Origin of the sequence: Paenibacillus aestuarii (assembly GCF_027789125.1) — a bacterium.
Lineage (GTDB): Bacteria > Bacillota > Bacilli > Paenibacillales > NBRC-103111 > Paenibacillus_E > Paenibacillus_E aestuarii.
On the sequence record NZ_JAQFVF010000046.1, the window covers coordinates 34,733 to 61,680 of the forward strand.

The 26,948-nt window shown below is 51.9% G+C and carries 28 protein-coding genes and 1 riboswitch; of the genes, 24 read left to right on the forward strand and 4 right to left on the reverse strand.

Going from position 1 to position 26,948, the window contains the following annotated elements; genetic code table 11:
* Positions 1–40: 40 nt before the first annotated feature.
* The 3 genes from O9139_RS19770 to O9139_RS19780 all read left to right on the forward strand — a co-directional run bounded on the left by O9139_RS19770 (position 41) and on the right by O9139_RS19780 (position 1,756).
* A complete protein-coding gene (locus tag O9139_RS19770) occupies positions 41–454 on the forward strand; it encodes a RicAFT regulatory complex protein RicA family protein (protein WP_270881222.1) in 414 nt (137 codons plus the stop codon).
* A 94-nt stretch (positions 455–548) separates the two neighbouring features.
* A complete protein-coding gene (locus O9139_RS19775; protein ID WP_270881195.1) occupies positions 549–1,283 on the forward strand; it encodes a phosphonate ABC transporter ATP-binding protein in 735 nt (244 codons plus the stop codon).
* A complete protein-coding gene (locus O9139_RS19780; protein ID WP_270881196.1) occupies positions 1,280–1,756 on the forward strand; it encodes a low molecular weight protein-tyrosine-phosphatase in 477 nt (158 codons plus the stop codon). The genes O9139_RS19775 and O9139_RS19780 overlap by 4 nt, the downstream gene beginning before the upstream one ends.
* 57 nt (positions 1,757–1,813) lie before the next feature.
* On the opposite strand, the gene O9139_RS19785 is transcribed toward O9139_RS19780, so the two are convergent.
* The gene (locus O9139_RS19785; protein ID WP_270881197.1) at positions 1,814–2,221 is read right to left on the reverse strand and encodes a hypothetical protein; all 408 of its coding nucleotides are present in this window, start codon (positions 2,219–2,221) and stop codon (positions 1,814–1,816) included.
* Between the two features lie 201 nt (positions 2,222–2,422).
* Between O9139_RS19785 and O9139_RS19790 the strand changes: the two genes are divergently transcribed.
* The 10 genes from O9139_RS19790 to mgrA all read left to right on the forward strand — a co-directional run bounded on the left by O9139_RS19790 (position 2,423) and on the right by mgrA (position 11,647).
* Positions 2,423–2,587: a hypothetical protein gene (locus tag O9139_RS19790; protein WP_270881198.1), complete on the forward strand. Its 165-nt coding sequence runs from the start codon at positions 2,423–2,425 to the stop codon at positions 2,585–2,587.
* A gap of 119 nt (positions 2,588–2,706) precedes the next feature.
* On the forward strand, positions 2,707–3,717 hold the full coding sequence (locus O9139_RS19795; RefSeq protein ID WP_270881199.1) for a 2-oxoacid:acceptor oxidoreductase family protein: 1,011 nt from the start codon (positions 2,707–2,709) through the stop codon (positions 3,715–3,717).
* A gap of 42 nt (positions 3,718–3,759) precedes the next feature.
* Positions 3,760–6,063, forward strand: coding sequence for a thiamine pyrophosphate-dependent enzyme (locus O9139_RS19800; RefSeq protein WP_270881200.1), 2,304 nt, complete (start codon positions 3,760–3,762; stop codon positions 6,061–6,063).
* A gap of 66 nt (positions 6,064–6,129) precedes the next feature.
* A complete protein-coding gene (locus O9139_RS19805; protein ID WP_270881201.1) occupies positions 6,130–6,417 on the forward strand; it encodes a hypothetical protein in 288 nt (95 codons plus the stop codon).
* A 146-nt stretch (positions 6,418–6,563) separates the two neighbouring features.
* A riboswitch (cyclic di-GMP riboswitch) is annotated at positions 6,564–6,651 on the forward strand.
* Between the two features lie 155 nt (positions 6,652–6,806).
* Entirely contained in the window at positions 6,807–7,760 is a 954-nt protein-coding gene (locus O9139_RS19810; RefSeq protein ID WP_270881202.1) for a C40 family peptidase, read from the forward strand.
* 107 nt (positions 7,761–7,867) lie between these two features.
* Complete coding sequence (locus O9139_RS19815) at positions 7,868–8,461, forward strand: ribonuclease H-like YkuK family protein (RefSeq protein WP_270881203.1); 594 nt, start codon at positions 7,868–7,870, stop codon at positions 8,459–8,461.
* Between the two features lie 144 nt (positions 8,462–8,605).
* On the forward strand, positions 8,606–9,112 hold the full coding sequence (locus tag O9139_RS19820) for an ADP-heptose synthase (RefSeq protein WP_270881204.1): 507 nt from the start codon (positions 8,606–8,608) through the stop codon (positions 9,110–9,112).
* Positions 9,113–9,132: 20 nt separating this feature from the next.
* Positions 9,133–10,170 carry a phosphotransferase gene (locus O9139_RS19825; RefSeq protein WP_270881205.1) on the forward strand — a complete coding sequence of 346 codons (1,038 nt, stop codon included), beginning with the start codon at positions 9,133–9,135 and terminating at the stop codon, positions 10,168–10,170.
* Positions 10,171–10,353: 183 nt separating this feature from the next.
* Positions 10,354–10,476, forward strand: a complete 123-nt coding sequence (locus O9139_RS19830; protein ID WP_270881206.1) for a hypothetical protein — start codon at positions 10,354–10,356, stop codon at positions 10,474–10,476.
* Between the two features lie 178 nt (positions 10,477–10,654).
* On the forward strand, positions 10,655–11,647 hold the full coding sequence (gene mgrA, locus O9139_RS19835) for an L-glyceraldehyde 3-phosphate reductase (RefSeq protein WP_270881207.1): 993 nt from the start codon (positions 10,655–10,657) through the stop codon (positions 11,645–11,647).
* A gap of 3 nt (positions 11,648–11,650) precedes the next feature.
* Here mgrA and xerS read toward each other — a convergent pair whose 3' ends face one another.
* The 3 genes from xerS to O9139_RS19850 form a co-directional block, all read right to left on the reverse strand.
* Entirely contained in the window at positions 11,651–12,733 is a 1,083-nt protein-coding gene (gene xerS / locus O9139_RS19840) for a tyrosine recombinase XerS (protein ID WP_270881208.1), read from the reverse strand.
* Between the two features lie 447 nt (positions 12,734–13,180).
* Complete coding sequence (locus O9139_RS19845) at positions 13,181–13,390, reverse strand: hypothetical protein (RefSeq protein WP_270881209.1); 210 nt, start codon at positions 13,388–13,390, stop codon at positions 13,181–13,183.
* Positions 13,391–13,509: 119 nt separating this feature from the next.
* Positions 13,510–14,235, reverse strand: a complete 726-nt coding sequence (locus O9139_RS19850) for a YqjF family protein (protein WP_270881210.1) — start codon at positions 14,233–14,235, stop codon at positions 13,510–13,512.
* Between the two features lie 78 nt (positions 14,236–14,313).
* Between O9139_RS19850 and O9139_RS19855 the strand changes: the two genes are divergently transcribed.
* From O9139_RS19855 to O9139_RS19905, 11 genes are all read left to right on the forward strand, one after another.
* A complete protein-coding gene (locus O9139_RS19855; protein WP_270881211.1) occupies positions 14,314–14,514 on the forward strand; it encodes a YwbE family protein in 201 nt (66 codons plus the stop codon).
* Between the two features lie 305 nt (positions 14,515–14,819).
* Positions 14,820–16,187: an aspartate aminotransferase family protein gene (locus tag O9139_RS19860; RefSeq protein ID WP_270881212.1), complete on the forward strand. Its 1,368-nt coding sequence runs from the start codon at positions 14,820–14,822 to the stop codon at positions 16,185–16,187.
* Between the two features lie 16 nt (positions 16,188–16,203).
* Positions 16,204–17,562: an NAD(P)-dependent oxidoreductase gene (locus O9139_RS19865; RefSeq protein ID WP_270881213.1), complete on the forward strand. Its 1,359-nt coding sequence runs from the start codon at positions 16,204–16,206 to the stop codon at positions 17,560–17,562.
* Between the two features lie 11 nt (positions 17,563–17,573).
* The gene (preA, locus tag O9139_RS19870) at positions 17,574–18,839 is read left to right on the forward strand and encodes an NAD-dependent dihydropyrimidine dehydrogenase subunit PreA (protein ID WP_270881214.1); all 1,266 of its coding nucleotides are present in this window, start codon (positions 17,574–17,576) and stop codon (positions 18,837–18,839) included.
* Between the two features lie 31 nt (positions 18,840–18,870).
* Positions 18,871–20,271, forward strand: coding sequence for a dihydropyrimidinase (hydA, locus tag O9139_RS19875; protein WP_270881215.1), 1,401 nt, complete (start codon positions 18,871–18,873; stop codon positions 20,269–20,271).
* 9 nt (positions 20,272–20,280) lie between these two features.
* Entirely contained in the window at positions 20,281–20,493 is a 213-nt protein-coding gene (locus O9139_RS19880; protein ID WP_270881216.1) for a hypothetical protein, read from the forward strand.
* A gap of 286 nt (positions 20,494–20,779) precedes the next feature.
* A complete protein-coding gene (locus tag O9139_RS19885) occupies positions 20,780–22,540 on the forward strand; it encodes an ABC transporter ATP-binding protein (protein WP_270881217.1) in 1,761 nt (586 codons plus the stop codon).
* Positions 22,537–24,372 (forward strand): ABC transporter ATP-binding protein, encoded by a 1,836-nt coding sequence (locus O9139_RS19890; RefSeq protein WP_270881218.1) that lies wholly within the window; start codon positions 22,537–22,539, stop codon positions 24,370–24,372. Before O9139_RS19885 ends, O9139_RS19890 begins: the two co-directional genes overlap by 4 nt.
* 13 nt (positions 24,373–24,385) lie before the next feature.
* Positions 24,386–24,817 carry an SRPBCC family protein gene (locus O9139_RS19895; protein ID WP_270881219.1) on the forward strand — a complete coding sequence of 144 codons (432 nt, stop codon included), beginning with the start codon at positions 24,386–24,388 and terminating at the stop codon, positions 24,815–24,817.
* The gene (locus O9139_RS19900; protein ID WP_270881220.1) at positions 24,814–25,608 is read left to right on the forward strand and encodes a lipid II flippase Amj family protein; all 795 of its coding nucleotides are present in this window, start codon (positions 24,814–24,816) and stop codon (positions 25,606–25,608) included. Before O9139_RS19895 ends, O9139_RS19900 begins: the two co-directional genes overlap by 4 nt.
* Positions 25,609–25,666: 58 nt before the next feature.
* A complete protein-coding gene (locus O9139_RS19905) occupies positions 25,667–26,545 on the forward strand; it encodes a radical SAM/SPASM domain-containing protein (RefSeq protein ID WP_270881221.1) in 879 nt (292 codons plus the stop codon).
* The last annotated feature ends 403 nt before the right edge of the window (positions 26,546–26,948 follow it).

The following is a 26,948-nucleotide window of genomic DNA, read 5'->3' on the forward strand; positions in this document are numbered from 1 at the left end:
GGAAGTGTCGGATCATCATAATCACCCACATGCTTTTGAAATGGAAGAATACACCAATACAGAACTGATCGTTCGTGAAGATATTTTAACTAAAGCCAAAGAGCTGGCCGAACTGCTGACAACGTCAAGCGAAGTTCAGTTCTATCAACAAGCGGAGAAGCAAATTAGCGGCAACTCGGAGATTCAAACGTTAATCAGCTCGATCAAGAAGAAGCAAAAAGAGATCGTCGCTTTTGAGAAGTTCCAAAACCAAAAAATGGTGGAAAAGATCGAGAAAGAAATCGACGATTTGCAGGACGAGCTGGATGGCATTCCGATTGTTAGCGAGTTTAAGCAGACACAGACGGATATTAACTATTTGCTGCAGCTCGTTATGTCCGTGATTCGCGATACGATTTCAGATAAAATCAATGTGGAAGCCGGCAAAGCTGAAAGTCCGAAATCCTGCGATTAAGTAGATTTCGCGCCAACCGAAAATCGCCCTCTTCATGGCTTGTGCCGGATGAGTGGCGATTTTTGCCAAACGCCAACATGGAGGAGACGTTGTCATGATTACGGTTCGAAATCTGAGTAAAGTATTTCCCCCTGATAACAAGGTGCTGTCACAGATTAGCTTTCAAGCTGACGAAGGCGAGTTTATCGCGGTCGTAGGCGGAAGCGGAAGCGGGAAGACGGCGCTGCTGCGCTGTATCAGTCATCGAGAGAAGTGGACCTCCGGGCAGCTGATCTATCAGTCCAACGACCTTACAACGCCCGGTTTGGTGGAGCGGTGGAAGCTGGGGAAAGACTTTGCTTTCCTTGAAGAGAAGCCTGCGCTGAATCGAAATAAAAGCGCTATCAAAAATGTGATGTTTGGCAGAATCTACCAGACACCAGTTCGCTTGCTGACGGGGACAACGTCCCGGGATGAGCATGTGATGGGCATGGATTATCTCGAAAAGGTCGGACTGCTGGATAAAGGCGACAAGAAAGTCGGCCAGCTTAGCGGCGGTGAACAGCAGCGCGTTGCGATCGCGAAAGCGCTGATCCATAATCCGAAGGTGCTGGTCGCGGACGAGCCGGTCTCTGGACTCGATCCGAAGTCCAAGGAAATGATCATGCAGGATCTTCGCGCGCTTTGCCAAGAGAAAAATATGTGCGTGATCGCCTCGCTGCACCAGGTTGAGCTTGCTGAACGGTTTGCCACTCGCATCTGGGGGCTTGCAGAAGGCAGAATCGTGCTCGACATTCCAGCCAGATCGCTGACGATGCGGGAAAAACAGCTTATTTTCGGTGCGCCATGATCCAAGTCTTATTCGTATGTTTGGGCAACATTTGCCGCTCCCCTATGGCTGAGGCGGTGTTCCGCCATAAAGTCAAACAAGCAGGTCTGGAAGGCGTCATCGTCGTGGATTCCGCGGGCACGGGGGATTGGCATACGGGCGAACGGCCGCATCATGGAACGCGAAAGATTTTGGATCAATATGGCATTGATCACCAAAGTCTCAGAGCGAGACAGGTCAAGTCGCAGGACTTCGAGCAATTTACTTATATCATCGCCATGGATGACAGCAACGTGAGGAATTTGCAGAGCTTTGCGCCAGATCGGGATAAGCAGAACGCAGAAGTACGCAAGCTGTTGGAGTTCGCGCCGAGCCGCGGCGTGCGTGATGTGCCGGATCCTTATTATACCGGCAATTTCCAGGAAGTGTACGAGATGGTGGAGGAGAGCTGTGACAGGCTGCTCGCCTACATTCGGGAAGCGCAGGGAATCTAGCCGCGATAAATCAAAAGCAGCTTTGAAAAGTTTACACTTTTCAAAGCTGCTTTGTCGTTAATTGGATTGAAAAGACATTAAGCCAAGCTTGCTTCCGCATTCAGCGATTGCGCTTAAAACTTCGCGGTGAATCGGAATGATGACATCGGTCGCGCCTAACTGAAAGATGCCGCTGCGGTTATGCATCGTCGCGGCATGTACGTAGATCCGGTAATGGTCGGAGCCTGGCGACAGATGGGTGGATTCTTGCCCGACAGCGCGCGAGCTGGTAAAGGAAATCCGCTTCAGCGCGGAGTTATCAAAAGGGAGGATACTAATAATGTCCTCCAGTTTAAAAAAATAATTGACGTGGGGCTTATGCAGAATTAACTCTTGCGTCGTGACCGTGAGACCGTAGTCTCTTTTCTTATGCGACATCTTAAGTTCGCCTTCAAAGTATTTGATCTGGATAAAATCTGGATTCATTGCCGTAGTCCTCCTTCACAATACCTTGATGCATGCTTGTCTAAACAGAATAACATAGTTCGGGACGGTTGTTAATGTTTGTGCAGCTGGAACGAAAAGTAAAAAAAGACGGATGGGCAAGATGGGCGCTGCGCGTTATAATATAAGAAAAGTGACTGCAAGCGTTTACAACATGCGGGTTGAAAACGGGGAGCGATGATCATGAAGGTGTGCTCACAGGTTTGCGGTGTTGTCTTTGATCCGATGGAAGAGGATTATGTGGATGTGTGTGAACATTGTGAGTTGAAACAGGATACCCACGATGAGGAGCAGGAACCGAGTTATTATATGGGCGCTTGCGGACTAATCATCGATTACTTGCTTTGACGTTGGACCCGCAAGCTAAAAAACTGTTGCTTACCAGAATTTTCTTGTTACAATGGTAGTAGACTTACTATTCATACTATTCAATCTTGATGCAGTTCATTGTTGAAAGGAGACATGGAATGGTAACTTTGCCCAAAATTAACGATCTCGGTTTTTTCGAGATTAGGCTGGAATCTATCGGTGGTTTAGGCGCGAACCTTGCGGGTAAAATGCTTGCAGAAGCAGGCGTTGTCGGGGTCGGATTAAACGGGGTAAGCTTTTCTTCCTACGGTTCGGAGAAGAAGGGCTCAGCGGTCAAGGCACATATCCGATTCTGTGATATGAACACCAATATTCGGGATACGTCTCCCGTTGAACGGCCGCATGTTGTAGGCGTGTTTCATGAGTCCCTATCCAAAACAGTCAACGTAATCAGCGGAATCTATGAAGACAGTACGGTTCTCGTCAATTCAACCAAAACACCTGATGAGCTCAGGGAAAAGATGAAACTCAAGGGCGGTACAATTGCCGTGATTGATGCCATCGGCATTTCGCTCGAGGAGAAGAACCGGGTGAACATGGCGATGCTTGGCGCGTTGTTCCGCTTATGTACGTTTCTCGACCCTGAAGTGATGAAAGGCGTCATCCGCAAGTCGTTGGAAAAGAAATATCCACAAGCGGTTGCCCCTGCATTACGCACCTTTGAACGCGGTTACAATGAAGTGCAGTTCCAAACGTATGCGCTTCCAGAAGGGGAAACGATGCCGGATTTCGTGCGCTTTGACACGCCAGTGCTCGGTTATGCAACACAACCGATGGGCGGCGTTATTACGAACCCGGGGAATAGCATACTGAAAGATTTGAGCATTTCGCGGGCCGGTATGATGCCGCACTTTCACGAGGATAAGTGCATCCACTGCGCATCGTGCGATAATGTGTGTCCGGACTTTTGTTTCGTCTGGGATGAGCAGCCGGATAAGAAGGGCCGCCCCCAAATGTTTCTTCAAGGCATTGACTATCAATACTGCAAGGGCTGCTTGAAGTGTGTCCAAGCCTGCCCGACGGAAGCGTTGTCGGGCGAACGGGAAGTAGATGGATACGCGGACGCACATCGCATGCCTCATCGATTTCATCTAGCGGTAAACTCTTAAATGTAAAGAGGATATTCGAGGGAGAAGGGTGGAACTAACGAAATGGCAGTAGATATGAAGAGGGAATTCGGGCAGGCTCAAGTAGAGCAACGCATCGTGTATGAATCAGGCAACGAGATGGCTGCTTATGCCGCTCATCAAATTAATTATCATATTATGGGATATTTCCCCATTTCTCCGTCGACCGAGGTTGCGCAATTTCTCGATCTGATGAAGACGAACGGCCAGCACGACATCGTCCTGATTCCAGCAGACGGAGAGCACGGATCTGCGGGGGTCTGTTATGGGGCTTCGACCGCTGGCGGCCGCGTATTCAACGCGACTAGCGCCAACGGTTATTTGTATATGCTGGAACAAATGCCTGTGCAATCAGGAACTCGTTTTCCCATGGTTATGAACTTGGTATGCCGCTCCGTATCGGGGCCGCTTGACATTCACGGCGATCATTCCGACCTGTATTACGCGCTGAACACAGGCTGGCCGATCTTGATGTGCCGCGATCCGCAGGCCGTCTATGACATGAATCTGATGGCGCTCAAACTGGCTGAAGATCCTGCTGTACGCTTACCAGTCCTAGTGGCATCGGACGGATACTTCACATCGCACCAGAAGCGCCGCGTACAAACGTTCGCACACCGCGAAGATGTGCACGCCTTCATCGGTGAACAGCCGAAGGGCTTCGCGGATACGCTCGACCGCAACCACCCTATCACGGTGGGACCGTACATGAACGAACCGGATTATATCAATAACTGCTATCAGCAGTCGATGGCGATGTACAAGGCCGAGGAAGTATTCGACCGCATTCGCCAGGAATATGCCGACTTAACCGGCCGCGACTATCCGATCCTCGATTTGTATCGGATGGACGATGCCGAAGTGGCCGTATTCCTTATGAATTCCGCCTCCGAGATCATTAAGGACGTCGTCGATCAGCTGCGCGAGAAAGGCATCAAAGCCGGCTCTATCGCGCCGAATATGATTCGTCCGTTCCCGGCGAAGCACATTGCTGAGGCGCTGCGTAATGTGAAGGCGATCACTGTTGGCGATCGCGCTGATTCTTACGGCGGCCATGGCGGGAACATGGTCAATGAAATCAAGGCGGCGCTGTTCACTCACGGGAACCGCGATACGCTCGTCATCAGCCGTGTCTACGGCTTAGGCGGCAAGGACTTTTATGCCGAGGATGGGCATAACCTGTTCCAATTCGCCATCGATGCGATGCAAAGCGGTACCATCGAGGTGCCATTCGATTACTACGGGCACACCCCCGGCGATCCGACTAAGGCTCCGAAGCGGGTGCTGAATCCGATGAAATATGAAGACCTGAAGACAGGTCTGATTACCGTTACACCTGACGAAACTTCCGGCAAGCTGAACGTGCGCATCCCACCGCTGCGTTCCTTGACGAAGAAACCGAAGCGGATCGCTCCAGGGCATGGTGCATGTCCAGGCTGTGGGATCTTCTCCGGTCTGGAGCTGTTCTTCAAAGGCATCGAAGGCGATATCGTCGCCCTGTTCCATACGGGCTGTGCGATGGTCGTCACAACTGGCTATCCGTATTCGGCGCATAAAGCGACGTACATCCATAACTTGTTCCAAAACGGAGCAGCAACGCTATCCGGCGTCGTAGAGATGTTCTGGGAGCGCAAGCGTCGGGGCGAGCTCGATCATTTGAACTTGCCGGACAATTTCACCTTTGTCATGATCACCGGCGACGGGGGCATGGATATCGGCATGGGGCCGGCGATCGGTGCAGCGCTGCGTAACCATAAAATGATTATCCTCGAGTATGATAACGAGGGATATATGAATACAGGCGCGCAGTTGTCTTATTCGACGCCGATGGGCCATCGGACGTCCACGTCCAACGTCGGCAAGAAGCAAGGCGGCAAGATGTTCCATCACAAAGACACTGCGCAAATCATGGCGGCGACGCATATCCCTTATGTATTCACCGGATCTGAGGCGTTCCCGCAAGACCTGGTGAAGAAAGCGGCCAAGGCGCAGTGGTACGCGCAGCATGAGGGTATGGTGTACGGCAAAATCCTGATCGCGTGCCCGCTGAACTGGCTGTCTGACGACCAGGAAGGGTCCAACATCGTCGGCGCTGCCGTAGATTCTTGCTTCTTCCCGCTCTATGAAGTTGAGCACGGGGTGACGACGCTCACTTACAATCCGGAAGAAAAGAGCAAGAAAGTGCCGCTCTCCAGCTGGCTGAAAACGATGGGCAAAACGAAGCATTTGACGAAACCGGAATACGAAGAGTCGCTCAAATCGTTTGAAACCGAAGTGGAGCGCCGCTGGAATATATTGAAAGCGAAGCATGAGAATCCGTACTTATAACATATTGATTCGAGCAAGCACGCTCTCCCCCGCGGTGAGCGTGCTTTTATGAATGGAGGAAAGCGCATGCCTTATGTGCTCAAGCATAGCGGTATTCATCAGATTTTGACTAGCCGGTTAGTAAATCATTATGGGTTAACGTATTATGGCGTGAAATTTTGGGAGGGCGTTGACGAGGCGGAAGCGCAGAAACAGCAAACATTAGCTTTGGCTGGGGAAATGGATGCGGACGTTTGGGAAATCATGGAGCTGGAGGAAGGGGAAATGAAGCTTTGCAATGTGAGATTGCGGAATGATCCCGCTTATCAGCTCTTTTGGAATGAAGCCCGCAAACCGGAAGTCAGGAAAAGTTAGGTTTTGTAAAAATTACCATGATGTCAATAGGCGCAAGGACATGTACGCAAAAAAGCGTTCGACAAGATTTGCATCTATGCGCCTATTTTCGCCGATACCCCCTCAAATTATAATAGAGCTACGATTCAAAAATAACTGTTCAATCACATCGATAAAGGCAAACCATGCGAAAGCATGGGACGCAAAGCTACAGGGGCTCTCGCGACTCAATTGCAGTGCCAGCCAGCTGCCGAAAGCGAATGAGTGTAAGATGGGGACCCCAGCTCATAGCTGCGGGTTATTTTTGTGTGACAGCACGGAGGTGTCCGAACGAGAAAACAATGATCTGTCTCTCAGCTTACATAACCGTCTAACAACTAAGAAATTTTACACCAAAGGAGAACATGACGATGAAAAAATGGACAATGATTGTTTTTGTAATGATGCTTGCGCTTGTCAGTATTCTGCCTGCAGCTGCAATGGCTGCCGATGGGGCAGTAACCAAAGGGCAGATCGTGGCGGGGGTTAGCTTCCGAGATCAGCCTAACACTTCCAGCAATGTCATTCGGATGCTGAAGACGAATGAGATCGTGACGGTTACTAAAATGGTCACGAACAACTGGTACCAAATTCAAGACGCGCAAGGCGTTGCTGGATACGTATCGACGAGTGCCAAATACATAAACATTATTAGTAACGCAAAAATCATTTACGGTGTGAACTTCCGTACGGCCCCAGCATCGGATAGTACGTCCAAAGTGATCCGCATGCTCAGTAAAGGCGAAGAAGTGCTCGTACTGGCGAAGGTTAATGACAGTTGGTACAAAGCTAAAGATGCTAACGGTACCGTTGGCTATGTGAGCACTGGCAGCAAGTACATGGTGACGGATTTCACCGTAGTTATTCCGGATATGCCGCTAGCTGATGAGGTTGAAGCTGTTATTGATGCTGGCATGAACTACCTCGGAACACCATATGAGTTCGGATCCGACCGCAATGATCCGACAACGTTCGATTGCTCCGATTTTACGCAAACCGCTTTCTGGGACGCGCTTCATTTCAGCATTCCAAGCGATTCTGCAGCACAAGGGACTTATGTTCAATCATTAGGACCGATCGTAACGGATTGGACGAAGCTCAAACGTGGCGATTTGATGTTCTTTAGTTCGTATAAAGGGTCCAAAGCATCTGACTATGCGGGCATGAACCCGCTGAAGGAAGCAATCACGCATGTGGGCATTTATTTAGGTGACGGCAACGTCTTGCATACGTACTCGGTGGATTCCGGTGGTGTGCGCATCGATTCGATTGCTGGCAAGCAGTGGGAAAACCGTTTCTTGTATGGCGGAAGTGTTTTACGTTAAGCAATGGTTCGATCATGAGGTTTTTGCCATATACTAGGTATAGGAGGCAGATGCTGCAGCCGGCATCTGCTTCTTCCTAGTTCTAAGCAGAAGGGAAGAACCGTTCGTTGAGACCATCATATGCCTATCACCCGTTGGAATTTCGGAATACGACTGAAAGCGGTCTTACCCTGGAGAACGTTCATGAACGAATCCTCCGTTTTATGGGGCTAGATCCTGCGGCCGTATACAAGTTTATTATCGGCACGGACTGCCAGGTGCACTCCGGTCATACGAAATTTATTACCGGCGTCGTTATTCAGCGAATGGGGAAGGGAGCATGGGCCTGCTACAGGCAGGTTATTGTGCCAAGAGCATTACGGTCCGTGAAGGAGAAGCTTTCTATGGAGACTGCACTCAGCGAGGAAATTGCGACTTATTATGACGAGAGCAAGAGGCGGGACATGGAGAATATCGTGCTGCCGCATCTCTATCAAGGCGCGTCTCTGGATATGTTCATACATATTGATGCCGGAGCTGATGAACACAGGAACCGCACGGCCAAATTCGTGCAGGAGATGGTCAGACGCGTAGAGTCCGTAGGGATGGTGGCCGTGATTAAGCCCGATTGTTATGTGGCGTCTTCGTACGCGAACCGCTTTTCCAAGAAACCGTATAAGCTTGGATTACATGATCATGAGGTGACGGATGGCAGTTTATAATTGGATAGAAACCATGAGCTTGGCTTGATCGGTAGATCAGTTGCAGCTGATGGTTTTTATTTTTGTGCGATTTTTTAGCAGGAAATTGTGCAAAAGGCAGCGAAATTAATGCTCCATCTACAAATAAGGGAGGGGAGTCCGAGGATGTCCCGTACGTTCGTAATTGAAGCTGTTATGTTGGCGATTCATGGCCAATTACTGGTGCCAGGGCGCCCAGTCACTTATGTCATCCCCTATTCGAGCATTCAAGAGTTGTATGAGCTACGTATCATCGATGAACCTATTATGGCGACTCCTGAGGATGACGGCTACGTGAAGCAGCGAATTGGGGAACTGCTGACCTTTTTCGAAGAATCCTTCAATAAAAAGAAAATTGAAAAGGCGTTGGCGATGCCATGGCGCAAAAGCCCGCCGTTGCCTATACATGAGAACGTAACGTTCCTCATTGTGAATGCGGTCGATAATGAGCAATATGGTGAGCGATTTGATCCGATTGAAACCGAGTTGATTATGACGTCGATCAAAGAGCAAGCGGCTTTGCTGACCGACCAATTGGAGCTGCTGGAGCGGATTGTGGAGGCTGAACTGCCTGTGGAAGCGTTCGATGTGGAAGATTTTGAATATGCTGTCGATGGCGACTTTTTGGTGTAAGCGAAAGGGGATACGCGGCAATGAGGGATATGTTCACGCAAGTTGAAGAGCAAGAGGAGCTGCTCAGCTCCTTACCTGAACATTGGTTTCCGGCTCAGAATTGGTCGATGCGCATCGGAACCGGCGGGATGAATAATACGACCCGATTCGTTGTTGTGGACGGGATTACCTACGTCCTTCGCGTCTATGAGACACACCGTGATTTGGCCAAAATCAAGTATGAACACGCCGTGCTGCGCGCCTTATCGCACCAGAAGCTGCCCTTCCGGCTGCCTGTGCCGCTGGAGCTGCCGGATGGTGGGACGGTCGTAAGAACCGCAGACGGTCAAGGGAAACTGGCTGCATTATTTACGTACACAGATGGCTGCAATCCGACTTGGACGTCGCTTGGGCAGCTGCAGCAGTTCGGTGAGACGGTCGCTCAGCTCTCGCAAGCGTTAGCGAGCATCGAAGTCGCGCTTCAGCCGGTGTACCCGCCGTATTATGAAATCGAACATATTCATCCACGGTGTACGCCGGAAGCGATCGATGCCTTCTGTACATCCCCGCCAGAGGCGTTCGCGTCATTGCGCTCAACGCTCATGTATATCCATGAGCGGTTCTTGTCCTTTTACCAAGAAGTTCCACATCTTAAGGGGCTGCCGCATCAGCTTGTCCATGGCGATATCAATGGCTCTAACATGCTGGTGCATCCCGATGGGCGAATTGCGGCGGTGTTGGATTTTGAATTTGTCACGAAGGATGTCCGTGTCATGGAACTGGCCGTATGTTTATCGGATCTCATCGATCCTGCGCTGCCCGCGGATGAGATTTGGCGCAAATGCGCAGCATTTTATAAGGGTTACAGCCAGTATATGACGCTGCAAGCTGACGAGCTTCGTCTGCTGCCTATCCTGATCGAACTCCGGCGGCTGGATGTGTTCGTTCACTTTTTGGGCCGGTATCTCGATGGCGTAGATGATCCAAACGTGCTGACGGGAATGATTCGAAGTACAGCCGCCAAGGTACAATGGCTCGCGGAGCAGGGCGGGGCGCTGGGACAAGTCCTCCAAAGTTAGGAAAAATGTCCGCATGGCAACCGTACAGCCGATGTCAGAGGCAGGGGAATACGTTATAGTACCAATTCATAAGGTGGTGCTTGTATTGTCCAAAGTGTATCAAGCCAATCTTCGCGCGTTTCCCAGCTGCGGCCGTTTTTGCCGGAATGTGTGTACACGGTTGTTTGTAGTCGGGCGGAACCAATGCATCGTGGATTGTTTGCGCTGTGGTGGGATTCAAAGGAGTGCGGGATCGAGCATGGCAACGAAAGCGCATCATATACACAAGAGCAAACGTTCGTGCAGCTGCGGCTGCGGCAAGTGTAAAGGATAAGAAAGATGAGCTGCTGATGCTAATCAGCGGCTCTTTTGTTTGGCTAGACTTACCTCAGGGTAAGTAAGATACATTTTTTTCAGTTCTTTTTTTGTTCGCTTGGTTATCCTATACTAATACAAGGAAGTGGACAAGCAAATTTAAGCAATGATGTTGAGGAGGATTTTTGGAATGGTTTATCAAGCAAGTGCTACGCGATATGCAGAAATGAAATATAACCGGGTCGGTCAATCCGGCCTTAAGCTGCCGGCGATTTCTTTAGGATTATGGCACAACTTTGGCGGTTTGGACATTCATGAGAATGGCCGCGCCATGCTGCTCCGTTCGTTCGATCTGGGCATCACGCATTTCGACCTTGCGAACAACTATGGACCGCCTCCAGGGTCTGCCGAAGAAATGTTCGGCAAAGTGCTCAAAAGCGATCTGGGCGCCTACCGCGATGAATTGATCATTTCCACCAAAGCTGGCTACCACATGTGGGAAGGGCCGTACGGCGAATGGGGTTCCAAGAAATATTTGATCGCCAGTCTGGATCAAAGCTTGAAACGGATGGGACTCGACTATGTGGACATTTTCTATTCACACCGTCCGGATCCGAATACTCCGTTTGAAGAGACGATGGCGGCGCTCGATCAAATCGTTCGCCAAGGCAAGGCGCTGTATGTCGGTCTTTCCAACTATACCGCTGAGCAAACGCAGCAAGCCGCGGAGATTCTTAAAAAGCTGGGCACACCGCTGCTGATCCACCAGCCGTCCTACAGCATGTTGAACCGCTGGATTGAGAACGGCCTGCAGGATGTGCTGGATGAGTACGGCGCAGGCAGCATTGCCTTTTGCCCGCTGCAGCAGGGCTTGCTGACGAACAAGTACATAAGCGGCGTACCGAGCGACTCCCGTGCCGCAGGCAAGAGCGTCTTCCTGAACGCGAAAGATATTACGGAAGAGAAGCTGACGATGATCGTCAGGCTGAACGAAATCGCCAGCAGCCGCGGTCAAAGCTTGGCGCAAATGGCGCTTGCCTGGGCGCTGCGCGGCGGCCGATTGACATCCGCGCTGATCGGGGCGAGCCGTGTCTCGCAAATCGAGGAGAACGTGGCTGCGTTGAAAAATCTCGAGTTCTCTGCTGACGAACTCGATGCCATTGAAAAAATCCTGAAGGCGTAAGCCTCAGGATTCTGCTCTTCGATCGATGGCTTCAGCCATCGTTTTATCGGTCAGATGCGCGTAGATTTGCGTCGTCTCCGGTGAAGCATGGCCCAGCTGCTCCTGTGTTTTGTACAAATCGTTCTGCAAGTAGTAATCGGTAGCGAACGAATGGCGCAGCTTATGGACCGATAGATAAGGCTTGCCGAACCGTTTGGCATATTTGATGACCATTTCTTGAATCGCGCGTTTGGTCATGCGCTCTCCCTCTTTTTTCCCATTGGCAATGGCCAGAAAGAGGGCTTTTTCTTTTTTGGCGGGCTTGTAGCGGGTTTGCCGAATAGCGAGATAATCGTTCAGCGCCTGAATGGCGTCCTGCCGGAAATATACGGGCGTTTTGAACGTATCGTCGTTTTTACCTTTGCGGTAGACGTGGGTCAGCTTTTTTTTCAGATCGATGTCGTCGGCGTTCAAATTAAACACTTCGGATACACGGAGACCGGAGTTCAGGATCAACGTGATGATGCAGGCATCGCGGACTTTATTGAGCTCATAGGAATAGAGCGCCTGCTTATTTGTAGCGACATCGTGCTCGTAGCCTTGGTGGACGTAATCAATAAACTCCAGAATTTCATGCTCCTGCAGCAGTTTGCCCTCCAGCTTTGCCGCCGTATCTTTGGGCTTATGCGAACGTTTGATCTCTATTTTGGCCATGACGTTTCGCTTCAGCAGCGGGTAGAAATTCTCATCCTCGGCAATTTGGCTTAAGTAATGAAACAGCGAGCGCAGTGCGGACAGCTTGCGGTTGATTGTTGTTTTCACATTGGCCTGATCTTTGCGCACTGCCAAAAACATGCGGAAGTTATCGACGCTGTCCATATGCAAGCGTTCCAAGTCTTCGATCGGCACCTGTGAGATGGAGGGAGCGGAAGTAAGCCCTTCGGCCAGCAGCCAGGAGAAAAAGATTTCGTAATCCCGCACATATTCAAGCAGCGAAGAGGGGGAGAGGTCGGGCAGTTTGTAGTTAATAAATTTTTCTACATACCAGGGCATTGTCGGAATTTTCTTTTCCAGCTCGATGCGGTCTTTAACTTTAATGATATTCATAGGAGCTGTCACCTCTAGCATTCTAATCTTTCTAGTTGCTAGTATAGCAGTGCGCTGCGGAAAATGGTAGCTTTCGCCAGTCGGGTGGTGCAAGTGAGGGTGGAATTCTTGCTGGCGGTGATAAGGAGGGCACGAGTGGGTGTGCGGTGGATCGTGGCGGAGCTGGTGGAGAGTAGTTGTGCGGTGGAATAGGCACGAGTACTCGGGAGTTGAAAGGAACAGATAACGTTGTTATTCAACGTTACTTGTGGCTGCGAATCCGCTTGCGGCGTGATAAATATGAAAAACAGCGTTAATTGCGCGTAAGCGGCGGTTTGAGGCTAGGACAGGCGAGATAACGTTGTTTTACGAAGCTAACTGAAGCAGAGCGCTCGTCGGTGGTGCGGTAAAGCTGTAAAACAACGTTAAGTCAGCTTTTGACCTTGAATCAGCGAACGCCGCCATCTTCTATGAAAAAATAGGGATTCTCGCCTTATTGCCGTCGCCTGCATACAGAATCGCCTCTGCTATAAACAAATCGATCATACTGACACCGGTCTGCAAATTATGTAGCGTAAATTTGTTGGCGCGAAGTGCGGCCAGAAGCGGCGGGATGAGCCGCTGATCGGCCCCGAATAGGTTGACCGTTACGTCCTGCTCATTAAACTGAATCACCATGGATAATCATCTCCTAAAGTTTGCTCTAAATAAGTCTATGCAGGAGACGAACAAATCTTTGAAAAGAGATATGATCAATTTGTGACATTTTCATTTCAAAGATTTCAAGAACAGCACCTTCAGCGAATGGTCTGCAGCAGCCAAACCCGAACATCCAGCGTCTTGGCAAAATGGAGGATAGGGTCGGTATCAGGCAGCGTAATGCCCATAGATTCAGTCAGCGTATTGCTTAGGATATCAGCTTCAGCCTTTTGTAACGGCCAGGGATCATGATCGATTTCGCCGCGATACAAGGACCCTTTTTGATCAGTGCTGTATAAGCAGTAGCGTTCGGTCAGCCAGTAATCCAGAGAGCCTGGGACGGCAAACTGGACATCGGAAGTTGGCCGATAGGAACCTGCGAAGCCGGCAGGACGGGCGCGTCTGTCATCGCGGATACAGGTGTACGTCGTCGTTCCACGCGGCAGATGCTGAACTTGAATCCTGGCATAATAATAGGGCAGGCGGTAGCTCAAGCGAGCAGCTTCTACCATGAAGCGATTCTGCGCATCGAGGCTGAAGAAGTAGACGCCGGGCTTATTGCCAAGGTTCACATAGGTCCGCAGATTGAGTTCAGGGAAAGCCGAAAAGTACGGCAAAGGCGGCAGTCCGCGCGGCGTAACACCGGTCATATGGAAAGGAACGACACCGATCCAGGCGGTTCCATCATAGGTATCAATCGGTAAAGAAGCGGGTACATGAGGCCTAAGCAACGATACATCGATAGGCCAATGGGCGAATAGCAGATCGTTCCAGGTTTGTTTCATCACCCATGGGCGGTTTGGCAGGGGATAGGGTCGGCTCATTGTGCAGCTCTCCTTCGTCATCATCTTTGTGTTATAATGGTTCATCATGGTGTATAGAAAGCAGGCGAGTCATTCGAAATGAACGGTCAAAACCGCAAAGACATCCAACCCGGCATCGAAGTGAATATCGTGCTGAAGCAAGATCAGCGCACGGGCAAGCTGACACGGGGCATTGTCAAAGATATTTTGACGAACTCCCCTAATCACCCGCACGGGATTAAAGTACGACTGGCGGACGGCCAAGTTGGACGTGTGAAAGAAATTTATGCGAAAGCGTAATTGCCGCCATCGTTTAGTTTAAGCTTAGCAAAGAAAAATATGTTGTCGAGACCCAAGCCCTCTATGTTCATAAACGAGCATAGCGGGTTTTTTTTTATGAAAATAGGGTTTTATTTCGGAAAATGAGGTTAAATGGGACTCCAGCCTCGGAAGGCGATGGAATTTTCATTATCATCATAACCTGAGACCCGATCCGTGGTTGTAATTTTTTATAAAAAACATGGACAGGTAGGGATGTCCGCATCGCGAAGCTCATAGATTTAGGATAGGAAGGTATTTCCATTCACTGGGAAGGGGTGTCGTTCGTGAGTGCGAATGAAGCTGACAAGGCAGCAAGAAAAGAGCGGCTGCTGGAGAAAGACCGTAATTATGTATGGCATCATATGTCACCCCACAATGATAATCCGCTCATTATCGAATCGGGGAAAGGCAGCTGGGTGACCGATATCGATGGCAACCGCTATTTGGACGGCATGGCCGGCTTATGGTGCGTCAATGTGGGACATGGCCGCAGCGAGATCGCGGAAGCGGCGGCAGGTCAAATGATGAAGCTCGCTTACACGACGCTTGTCCAGTCGCACATTCCGGCGATTGAGCTGGCTGCTAAGCTGAATGAATGGCTGGGTGGCGATTATCGCATTTTTTTCTCTAATTCAGGATCGGACGCTAATGAAGTCGCCTTCAAAATCGCACGGCAATATCATCATCAAAACGGCAAGCCGACGAAACATAAATTTATTTCCAGGCACCGTGCGTACCATGGAAGCTCGATGGGAGCTTTGGCAGCGACAGGGCAGGCCCAGCGCAAGCTGAAATATGAGCCGTTAGGCGCCGGCTTTGTCCATGTGCCACCGCCGTATTGCTACCGCTGTCCGTTTGGACAGACCGAGGGCGCGTGTCAATTGCAGTGCGCCCAAGCTGTCGAGGACGCCATCGTGTGGGAAGGGCCGGACTCGGTGGCCGGCATGATCCTGGAGCCGGCGATTACCGGAGGCGGTGTGCTGGTTCCGCCGGACGGGTACTTGCCGAAGGTACGCAGCATTTGCTCCAAATACGACGTACTGCTCATCGTCGATGAGGTCATTTGCGGCTTCGGACGCTCGGGCGAGAAGTTCGGCCATCAGAACTTTGGCGTGAAGCCGGATATTGTAACGATGGCCAAAGGATTGACCAGCGCGTATTCACCGCTCTCTGCGACGGCCGTATCTGCGGAGCTGTATGCATCGTTTAAAGAGAAGCAGACGGAGAGTCATTTCCGGCACATTAATACTTTCGGCGGCAATCCGGTATCGTGTGCTGTCGCTTTGAAAAGCATAGAGATTCTGGAAACGGAGAATCTGGTGTCGCGATCAGCGCAAATGGGTCGTGCCATCACAAGCGGTTTAGAACCGCTGAAGGCGCATCCGCATGTAGGTGACATCCGCGCATTCGGCTCCGCCATCGGCATTGAGCTCGTCGAGGACCGCGCCAGCAAAGTCCCGGCAACCGCGGAGCGGGTCGCGGCTATCATAGCGGGCTGCAGGCAGAAGGGACTGCTGATCGGGAAAAACGGGGATACCGTGCCGGGGTATGCGAATATTTTGACACTGAGTCCGCCGCTTTCGTCAACGGATGAGGATATTGCTTTTTTGATCCGAACCTTGAATGAGGTGTTTGCTTTACACGTAGCGTAGCGAAGGAGGGGAATGGATGCGCACTGCCTATATATCGTTAGATGATCTCAAGCGGAATTTTGTCGAGGTAAAAGCAGGCATGAGACCGAAGGAAGCGAGTGAAGAATCCAACCGCTGCCTCTACTGTTACGATGCGCCTTGCGTTCAGGCATGTCCAACAGGCATCAATATCCCGTCATTTATTAAAAAAATTGCCACAGGCAATCTCCTCGGCTCGGCTCGGACGATTATGGAGGCCAATCCAGTGGGAGCGAGCTGCTCGCGGGTATGTCCGACGGAGGAGCTGTGCGAAGGCGCGTGTGTGCTGAATCAATCGTCCAAACCGATTTTGATCGGGGATCTGCAGCGCTATGCAACTGACTGGGCGATTCGGAATCGGCAGGTGCTGTTCCAGAAGGGGAGCAGCATCGGCAAGTCCGTCGCTATCGTCGGCGGCGGCCCTGCCGGGCTGTCTGCGGCACGGGAGCTGGCGCGGTATGGGTTTGCCGTTACGATTTTTGAGGCCAAAGAGCAGGCAGGCGGACTGGATACCTATGGCATTGTATCGTTTCGCTTGCCGCAGTCCGTCTCCTTGTGGGAGGTGGAGCAGGTTCAAGCATTGGGCGTGACCATTCGGACAGGCACGAAGGTTGGCGTTGATGTGACGGCTGACGAGCTGCTGGAGACGTATGACGCTGTTGTGCTGGCCGCCGGTATGTCCAAGGTGCCGATGCTGGGCATCGAAGGCGAGACGCTATGCGGCGTCTATGATGCGATCGACTTCGTTGAAGCGACGAAAACGGCTTTGGATACGCAGCTGATTGGCAAGCGCGTGGCGGTCATCGGCGCGGGGAATACCGCGATCGATGCGGCGACTTGTTCCGTACGCCTCGGTGCGGCGCAAGTGCAAATTGTGTATCGCCGGACGGAAGCGGAGATGACGGCGTACGATTTTGAGTTTGATTTTGCCAAAAAAGACGGCGTTGTGTTTCGTTGGCTGACCGCTCCAAAACGGATCATCGGCGGCAATAGCGGCGAGGTTGTTGGACTGGAGTGCATCCGCATGGAATTGGAAGATGGAGGCTCCGGCAGAAAGCGGCCCGTACCGGTCGCAGGTTCGGAATTTGTGCTTGAGGTCGATGCGGTCGTGAAAGCAATCGGGCAAACGCGCCACCAATCGCTAATCGAGCAATTCGGCTTGGCCCATGCGCAGGGCGCGGTGACGGTGGATCCGCGTACGGGGCAAACGTCTCATCCGAAAGTTTTTGCTGCCGGGGATGTAACCTTTGGCGGCGGACAAGGCGAGGCGATGGTCGTCTCAGCGGCGCAGCAAGGCAAGCTGGCGGCTTCCGCCATTTATGATCAGTTGGTGACAAGTCACAACGAAACCGCATAGGGGGAATCCGGATGGCAGACTTACGAATAAACTTGGCCGGCATCGCCTCGCCGAATCCGTTCTGGCTGGCGTCCGCGCCGCCGACGAATACAGGATATCAAGTGCAGCGGGCGTTCGAAGCGGGATGGGGCGGCGCGGTTTGGAAAACGCTGGGCGATCCGATTATCAATACGTCCTCGCGGTTTGCTGCGGTTCATTTTAATGGGCAGCGTGTAGCTGGGTTTAACAATATTGAGCTGATCACGGACCGGCCGCTAGAGGTGAATCTCAAAGAAATTTACGAAACGAAAAAACGGTTCCCGCACAACGTCATCGTCGCTTCACTGATGGTTGAACCCAAACAGGAGAAGTGGCATGAAATTGTAAAAAAAGTCGAGGCCATCGGGGTCGACGGCCTGGAGTTGAACTTCGGCTGTCCACATGGGATGGCCGAGCGCGGCATGGGCTCGGCCTCGGGCCAACAGCCGGACTTGGTGGAGGCGCAGACGATGTGGGTCAAGGAGGTCGCGACGACGCCTGTCATCGTCAAGCTGACGCCGAATATCACCGATATTACGGCGACAGCCAAGGCGGCTGTGCGAGGCGGCGCAGATGCGATCTCGCTCATCAACACGATCAACTCGCTTGCCGGCGTGGACCTGGATACGTGGAACACGATCCCGCATGTCGGCGGCAAAGGCGCGCACGGCGGCTATTGCGGGCCGGCCGTCAAGCCCATTGCGCTGAACATGGTCGCCGAATGCGCGCGCAATGCTGCTGTCGGCGTGCCGATCTCGGGCATTGGCGGCATCTCGTCATGGCGTGATGCGGTTGAGTTCATGCTGATGGGAGCGACCGGCGTGCAGGTATGCACAGCGGTGATGCACCATGGCTTCCGCATTGTGGAAGAGATGATCGATGGGCTGAACAACTACCTCGATGACAAAGGGCTCAGCAGCGTAAACGAGCTTATCGGCCGATCCGTTCCCCGCTATTCCGATTGGGGAAATCTGGATTTGAACTATGCGGTGGTCGCCCGGATCGACACGGACACGTGCATCAACTGCAATAAATGCCATATTGCCTGTGAAGATACGTCCCATCAATGTATTGATCGGATAACGGGGGAAGATGGCAGGGCGTATTTGCAGGTACGTGAAGAGGATTGTGTCGGCTGTAACTTATGCTCGATCGTCTGTCCGGTAGAGGGAGCGATATCCATGGTCGAGGTGCCCTCTGGGGAAGGCATCATGACGTGGAATGAGAGGCAAGCTGCATTAGCTCGACTTTCACCTTGATCATAAGATCAGAAGGAGGCGAAATGGAATCATGGCTAAATTGATCAAAAACGGAACGATTGTCACGGCTGCCGACCAATATCAGGCGGATATCCTCATCGAGGGCGACATCATTACCCGGATTGGCTTGAATCTGGACATCGAGGATGCCGAGGTTATCGATGCGTCTGGACGTTATGTTTTCCCGGGAGGCGTTGATCCGCATACCCACCTGGATATGCCTTTCGGCGGCACCGTGACGGCCGACAATTTCGAAACGGGGACGAAAGCCGCCGCATTTGGCGGAACGACGACGATCATTGATTTTTGCCTGACCAATAAAGGGGTCCCGCTGAGCCGTTCTGTGCAAACATGGCACGATAAAGCCACGGGAAAAGCTGTCATTGATTATGGTTTTCATTTGATGATTGCGGAAATGACCGAAGATGTGCTCGCAGAGCTGCCGATCATGATCAAGGAAGAGGGTATCACTTCACTGAAAGTGTTCATGGCTTATAAAAACGTATTCCAGGCAGACGACGGGACGCTGTACCGCACGCTGATCGAGGCGAAACAGCACGGAGCGCTCGTCATGGTGCATGCGGAGAACGGGGACGTCATTGAGCACTTGATTGCCAAGGCACTCGCCGAAGGGAAGACGGAGCCGATCTATCACGCGCTGACACGCCCTTCGGTGATCGAAGGCGAAGCGACGGGACGGGCGGCGAAGCTGACGCAGCTGGCGAATTCGCAGCTATATGTCGTCCATGTCACTTGTCAGGAGGCCGTCGAGCAGATCGCTGAAGCGCGGAACCGAGGTGTGGACGTGTGGGGAGAGACATGTCCGCAATATTTGCTGCTGGATCAGACGAGTCTGGAGAAAGATGACTTTGAAGGCGCGAAATACGTATGGTCGCCACCGCTTCGCGCAAGGGATCATCAGGAAGCGCTCTGGAACGCTTTGAAGAACGGGCAGCTGCAGACGCTTGGCTCGGATCACTGTTCTTTTAATTTTAAAGGTCAAAAAGAGCTGGGATTAGGTGATTTCAGCAAAATCCCTAATGGCGGTCCGACGATCGAAGACAGGTTCTCGATCTTGTTCTCTGAAGGTGTGAAGAAAGGGCGAATCACACTAAATCAATTCGTTGATATCGTATCGACACGGAGCGCGAAGCTTTTTGGTTTATTCCCCCAAAAAGGAACGATTGCCGTCGGCTGCGATGCGGATATCGTCATTTTTGACCCGAATGTGCAGCGCACACTTTCAGCGGAAACGCATCATATGAATGTGGATTATAATCCGTTCGAGGGCATGACCATTACCGGCGAGCCGGTTTCGGTCTTATCGCGAGGCAAGTTTGTCATTCGGGACAAACAATTCGTCGGATCTCCAGGTGCCGGGCAATTTCTGAAGCGGTCGATTTACAACTCGGCTGCGCCTGGCGTGATATAGGGGGAGCTTATGAGCGAGTATGAGCAATATTTGAAGGAGAAGCAGCAGTTAGAGGTGTTGGTGGCACTGCTTTACAAAATCACAAGTGTCAAAGAGAATTTGAGCGGAGCTTACGTGCATTTGGAGAATGCCCAAGGCGAAACCGCCATTCTTCATCTGGAGACAGCGAACGCCCGCAAATATTTGGGCACCGTTCTCATCCAGCAGGAAAGTTCTGCATGAGCGTTACGAACCGCACCCTAAGTGCGGTTTTTTAAATGGAAAAAACCAACTTGATTACGATACGGAATGTATCAACAAATAAGATTATAACGAAATTGATTCATTATAAAAGCAGCGGAAACAAAGAATTTATCCATTTAAGCCTAGTGAATACGGGATGACCGGGAAGCCGCAGCCAACAGCGGCTTTTTTGCTTTGCTTGGGAAATCCTTGATTGTCGTTAACGTGTGAATTTAGTATGATGGATTGTACGAACTGGAAAAAATCAACAGGAGGACTTTCCTACATGCAGCGCTCCAAAACGAACCATTCGGTGCGGCAATATTATGAAATTTTGCACCGGTATTTGTTGCCGCAGCGAGGCACGCTCATCGTACTTGCCTTGTTATTATTTACCTCAATCGGCATGCAGCTGATTAACCCGCAAATTATTCGCTATTTCATCGATACAGCCCAGTCGCTGGGGGATTTACAGCCGCTTTTCGTTGCGGCCGGATTGTTTATCGCATTTTCGCTCATTCAGCAGCTTATCTCCGTGATTGCCACGTATTACAGTGAAAATGTCGGCTGGAAAACAACGAACACGCTGCGTGTCGACCTGGCTGCACATTGTTTGTCACTGGACATGACGTTTCACAAATCACACACGTCGGGTTCGCTGATCGAACGGGTGGATGGGGATGTGAATGCGCTGGCGAATTTTTTCTCCAGCATGATTATTCATCTCGTCGGCAATTTACTGCTGATGATCGGCATTATCGTTTTACTTTTTCGCGAAAGCTGGATGATCGGCGTAGGCATGACGATCTTCATTTTGTTCGCCATCTTTGCGATCCAACGGATTCGCAAGTTCGCTGTCCCCGTCTGGACGGGATGGCGGCAGGCGAACGCGGAATTTTATGGATTTATCGGCGAACATCTGGAAGGTACGGAGGATGTTCGCGCGAATGGAGCGGCCGGGTTCGTCATGAACCGCTTCTACTCGATGCTTAGACGCATGCTGCCGCTGCGCGTCAAAGCTTTTCTCGGCTTTTGCGCGATGTGGAATGCATCGATTTTGGTGTTCGCGCTCGGGAATGCGACGGCTTTTGCGATCAGCAGCTATCTGTGGCACACGTCCAACATTTCACTGGGGACCGTTTATTTGATTTTTTTCTATACGGAGCTGCTCGCAAAGCCGATTGAAAAAATCCGCACCCAAATGGAGGATTTGCAAAAAGCGGACGCCAGCATCACGCGTATTCGCGAGCTGTTCGCGACGCGTTCGGCCATTGCCGACGGCCATGGAGAGCCGCTGCCGCAAGGCGCGCTCGGCGTCCAGTTCAGAGGCGTCACCTTCAGCTACGACGGCGATCAGCCGACGCTCGATCATCTGGACCTGACGCTGCAGCCCGGCGAAGTGCTCGGCTTACTCGGGCGCACAGGTAGCGGCAAGTCGACGATGGCGCGCCTGCTGCTGCGCTTCTATGACCCGCAGCAAGGGGAGATTATGCTGGGCGGTGCGAATATTCGCAGCTGCAAGCTGGCGGATCTACGTAAGCGCGTAGCCATGGTGACACAGAATATAGAAATTATGCAGGGGAATGTGCGCGATAACCTGACATTTTATGATGATTCGATTGCGGATGAGCGCATCATCGAAGTGCTGCAAGATCTTGGCCTGGGCGCTTGGTATGAAGCGCTGCCGGATGGTTTGGATACGCTGCTGGCTTCCGGCGGCGGCAGTTTATCAGCGGGCGAAGCGCAGCTGCTGGCGTTTGCCAGGGTGTTTTTGACCGATCCGGGCTTGGTCATCATGGATGAAGCGTCTTCCCGGCTCGATCCCCTCACCGAGCAGCGGATGGAAAAAGCCGTATCCAAGCTGCTTCAAGACCGGTCCTGCATTATGATTGCCCATCGCTTAAGCACGGTGCAGCGGGCGGATCATATTTTGATCCTCGACCATGGCAAGGTTTTGGAATCAGGCAAAAGAGAGCAGCTGGCCGCTGATCCTTCTTCACGATTCAGCCAATTGCTGGCAACCGGCCTAGAGGAGGTGCTGGCATGACGACGTTTCAATATTTATGGCGCTTGATTATGTATAAGCCAGTTCGGTATGTCATCAATGCCATCGCATGGACCGTCATCTATTTGGCGCCAATTGCCCCAGGGCTTGTGACGAAGGAGTTTTTTGACTCGCTCACCGGCAATGCCAAGCTGGGGTATGGCGTCTGGGGTATTATCGCCTTGCTGATGGCTGCAACATTAGGGCGGATCGTGCTCATCGTCGTCGGCTTTATTACCGACGTGCATTTCCGCTTCCGCATGGGGATGCTGCTTCGGCGCAATTTGCTGGAGCATGTGCTCAAGCAGCCTGGCGCGCGGGCGATTCCCGTATCGCCGGGCGAAGCGATCAGCCATTTTCGCGACGATGTGGATCAATCTGAGGAAGCGGCGAGCTGGTCGGTCGATGTATTCGGGATGACCTGCTTCGCAGCGGTGTCCAGTTATATTCTGATTCGCATCGATGCCCAGATGACACTGCTGGTGTTTCTGCCGCTGGTGCTGGTGATTTCGGCAGCACAGCTTGCGACGGCGCGGCTGCAGAAGTACCGTGCGGCTAGCCGGGAATCGACCGCTAAAGTCACCGGTGAAATTAGCGAGATGTTCGGCAATGTCCAGGCGATCCAAGTCGCGGGCGCGGAGAAGCGCGTGATCGAGCGTTTCCGCAAGCTGGGCGATGAACGGCGCAAAGCGATGATCAAGGACCGGCTCATGACGGAGCTGCTCGATTCAATTTTTTCAAATTCCGTCAATCTGGGTACGGGACTGATTTTGCTTCTTGCCGGTCAAAAAATGCGGGCAGGAACGTTCACGGTTGGCGACTTTGCTTTATTCGTCTACTATTTGACCTTTGTTACGCAATTCATCTCTAACGTCGGCAAGTTTATTACCTACTTCAAACAAATGAGCGTAGCGCTGGAGCGGCTGACCTTTCTGCTGCAAGGGGCTCCGGCGAAAATTTTAACGATGGCAAAAGGTTTGCACCTGGACAATAAAAGTCCAGAGCGCGAGCACGAGCACGAGCAGGCTGATCCGGCTTCTCAGGTTTCGGGAGAACAAGCGTATTCCCCCTTGCAACGCCTTGATATAGAGGGAATGTCGTATGCGTATCCGGACACGGGCAGAGGGATTGCGGATGTGCAGCTGACGCTGGAGCGGGGATCGTTCACGGTCGTCACCGGCCCTATCGGCTCAGGCAAAACCACGCTTGTGCGCACGCTGCTCGGTCTGCTGCCGAAGGATGCGGGGCGGATCGCCTGGAACGGTGAACAGGTCGATGATCCAGGCACCTTCTTCACGCCGCCGCGGAGCGCGTATACGGCACAGGTGCCGCGGCTTTACAGCGATACGCTGCGCAACAATATCTTGCTCGGGCAAGCCGAGCAAGATGGCAGCTTGCAGCAAGCGCTGCACGCGGCCGTCCTGGAAGAGGACGTCGCGCAGCTGCCTGGTGGGCTCGACACCGTCATCGGCCCGCGCGGGGTGAAGCTGTCCGGCGGCCAAGCGCAGCGGACGGCGGCGGCTCGCATGCTCGTGCGCGATGCGGAGCTGTATGTGTTCGACGACCTGTCGAGCGCGCTTGATGTCGAGACGGAGCAGAAGCTGTGGGAGCGTATGTTTCAGCGGCGCGGGGATGCGACCTGTCTGGTCGTCTCCCATCGCAAGGCGGCGCTGGCGCGGGCCGATCACATTATCGTCATGAAGGACGGGCGCATCGAGGCGGAAGGAACTTCCGCCGAGCTGCTGCAGCGCAGCACGACGTTTCAAGAGCTGTGGTACGGCGACGAGGTGCCGGCAGCGAATCTGGCAGTTGGCGGACCTGTAGAAGCAAAGTGAAGGAGTGGTACTTGTGACTAGGCAAATTCCAGTAGGTCAAACCAAATCTGCAGGCTTTCAGATCGGTGTTCGAAGATCGCTCCCCGTCACCAGGCAGGCTGCCTGGCAGCTGCTGACTTCCCCGCAAGGTCGCAAACTGTGGCTGGGGGAAGCGGCTGACATGGACTTTGTGACCGGAGAGGCCTATGCCACAAAAGATGGCGCATCGGGCGCTATCCGGGTCGTTAAGCCGCTGGAGCAGCTCCGGTTGACGTGGCAGCCCGGAGAATGGCAAAAAGCGTCGACGATACAGATCCGCCTTCTGCCAGCGACAGCAGGGAAAACAACGATCAGCTTCCATCAGGAAAACCTGGCGGACGAATCGTGCCGAGAAGCGATGAAGCTGAGATGGGAACAAGCGCTGGCTGCAATCAGCGCGGTTCTCACAGGTGAAGCTTCCATATGACGAACAGTCTGATCGTTGTTTTTATTTTAACGATGATTATCCATACGGCGGAGACGCTGTCTTATTCCGTTCGTTACGCCGGCGTGCAGCTGAACAAAATTGCCGTGGCGCTGTCGCTGACAGGGATTATCGTGCTTGTGTCGCGCACGGCCAATTTGATTCAGGCACCGTTGACTGCGAAATTTGTGGACCATGCAAAGCTTGATGCCACGTTTGATTTAGAGCGTTATTTGCGCTTAACGCTTTTTGCTTCCACCATCGGCACGTTGATTGCGATCGCGCTGTTTCCTTCTTTTGTCAGGATTAGCCAGAGAGTGATTGCCAAATTGGAGGTTGCGGGATCCATTCCCAAGCTGATCACGAGTGTCACCATTGACCAATTGAAAAACACGAAAAATTATTTGAAGAAGCCGACCATTAAACTGCAGCATTTTCGATATTTGGGTATTCCGAAGCGATTTCTTATTTTGAATATTGTCGTGACTTCATTCTACTCCGTCGGCGTGCTGGCGTCTCTTTTTGCGGCGCACTTATTGCCTCAATACAGCACGACGGCTTCGCAAGCTTCCGGCATCATTAACGGAATCGCCACCATTTTGTTGACCATATTTATTGACCCGCAGCTCGGACTCATTACAGATAAGGCGCTGCACGACGAGAAGCAAAAGCTTCAGCTTGGTAAAATTTATGCGCTGTTGATGACCTCGCGGTTTATGGGAACGCTGTTGGCGCAAGCGGTGCTCATTCCTTCTGCGCATTTTATTGGAATCATCGTGCAATGGATCGTCTAACTCTGCTATAATAGCTAATAGTTTGCAGATTAGCGAGACAGAAACGGAGTATCCCGGCATGAAAAAGTTTAAGAAGTTTTACATTGAAGTGACGAGCATCTGTAATTTGGCCTGCACGTTCTGCCCGCAGACGCAGCGTGCCAAAGGCTTTATTGAAATAGATACGTTTACGAATATTTTGGATCAAATTAAACCGCACACCGACCATATTTACTTGCATGTCAAAGGTGAACCTTTGCTGCATCCGAAGATTGACCAACTGCTGGACATTAGTCATGACAAAGGTTTCAAGGTCAACATTACGTCCAACGGCACGCTGATTAGTAAAAATAGACATAAGCTGCTGGGCAAGCCGGCGCTGCGGCAAATGAATTTTTCGCTGCACAGCTTTGATGGGCATATTGGCTCTGAAGATAAAGAAGGCTACGTCATGAGCGTTGTGAAGTTTGCCAAGGAGATCGTGGAGAGCTCCAATGTCATTATTTCGTTCCGGTTGTGGAACCTGGATACGGATAATAGCACGAACTTGGAGCGCAAGCGGAACAGGGATATTTTGGAAATGTTAGAGCGCGAGTTTGCGTTGGATTATAAGATCGAGGAGATGTTTGTCCGCGGCAAAGGCCTTAAGCTAACGGATCGCGTCTATTTGAATCAGGACCATGAGTTTCAGTGGCCGGATTTAAAAGCTGACGAGATTGAAGGGCCAGGCTTCTGCCATGCGCTGCGCAATCAAGCCGGCATTTTGGTTGACGGCACGGTGATCCCTTGCTGCCTGGACGGGGAAGGGGTTATCGATCTTGGCAACATTCACGATACCCCGTTCTCGGAAATTATCGAGGGGGAGCGGGCGAATCGGTTGTACGAGGGCTTCTCCCGCCGCGAGGTGGTGGAAGAGCTATGCCGGAAGTGCGGATATCGCGAGCGGTTTAGTACGTAGGAGGAAGCGCCAAGCGCCAGCTTTTGAGCTGGGCGCTTTTTTTTTTGTGGCTTGCGGCTTGTGCTGGAGGGTGGGTGCTGTTAGTGGGAAAAACCGGACTAGGGAGGTAGAAACTGGGAATGTGGGTGCTGTAAGTGGGAAAAACCGGACTGCGTGAGTGTGAGCGGCGGCAGTTTGCGCTGTAGTCCGAAATATCCGGCTTACAGAGCACTTTTTGGCAAGTAGACTCGTTTTTGGGTGAAATAAGTGGGAAAAACCGGACTAGAGAGGTAGAAAAGGGGAATGTGGGTGCTGTAAGTGGGAAAAATCGGACTGCGTGAGTGTGAGCGGCGGCAGTTTGCGCTGTAGTCCGAAATATCCGGCTTACAGAGCACTTTTTGGCAAGTAGACTCGTTTTTGGGTG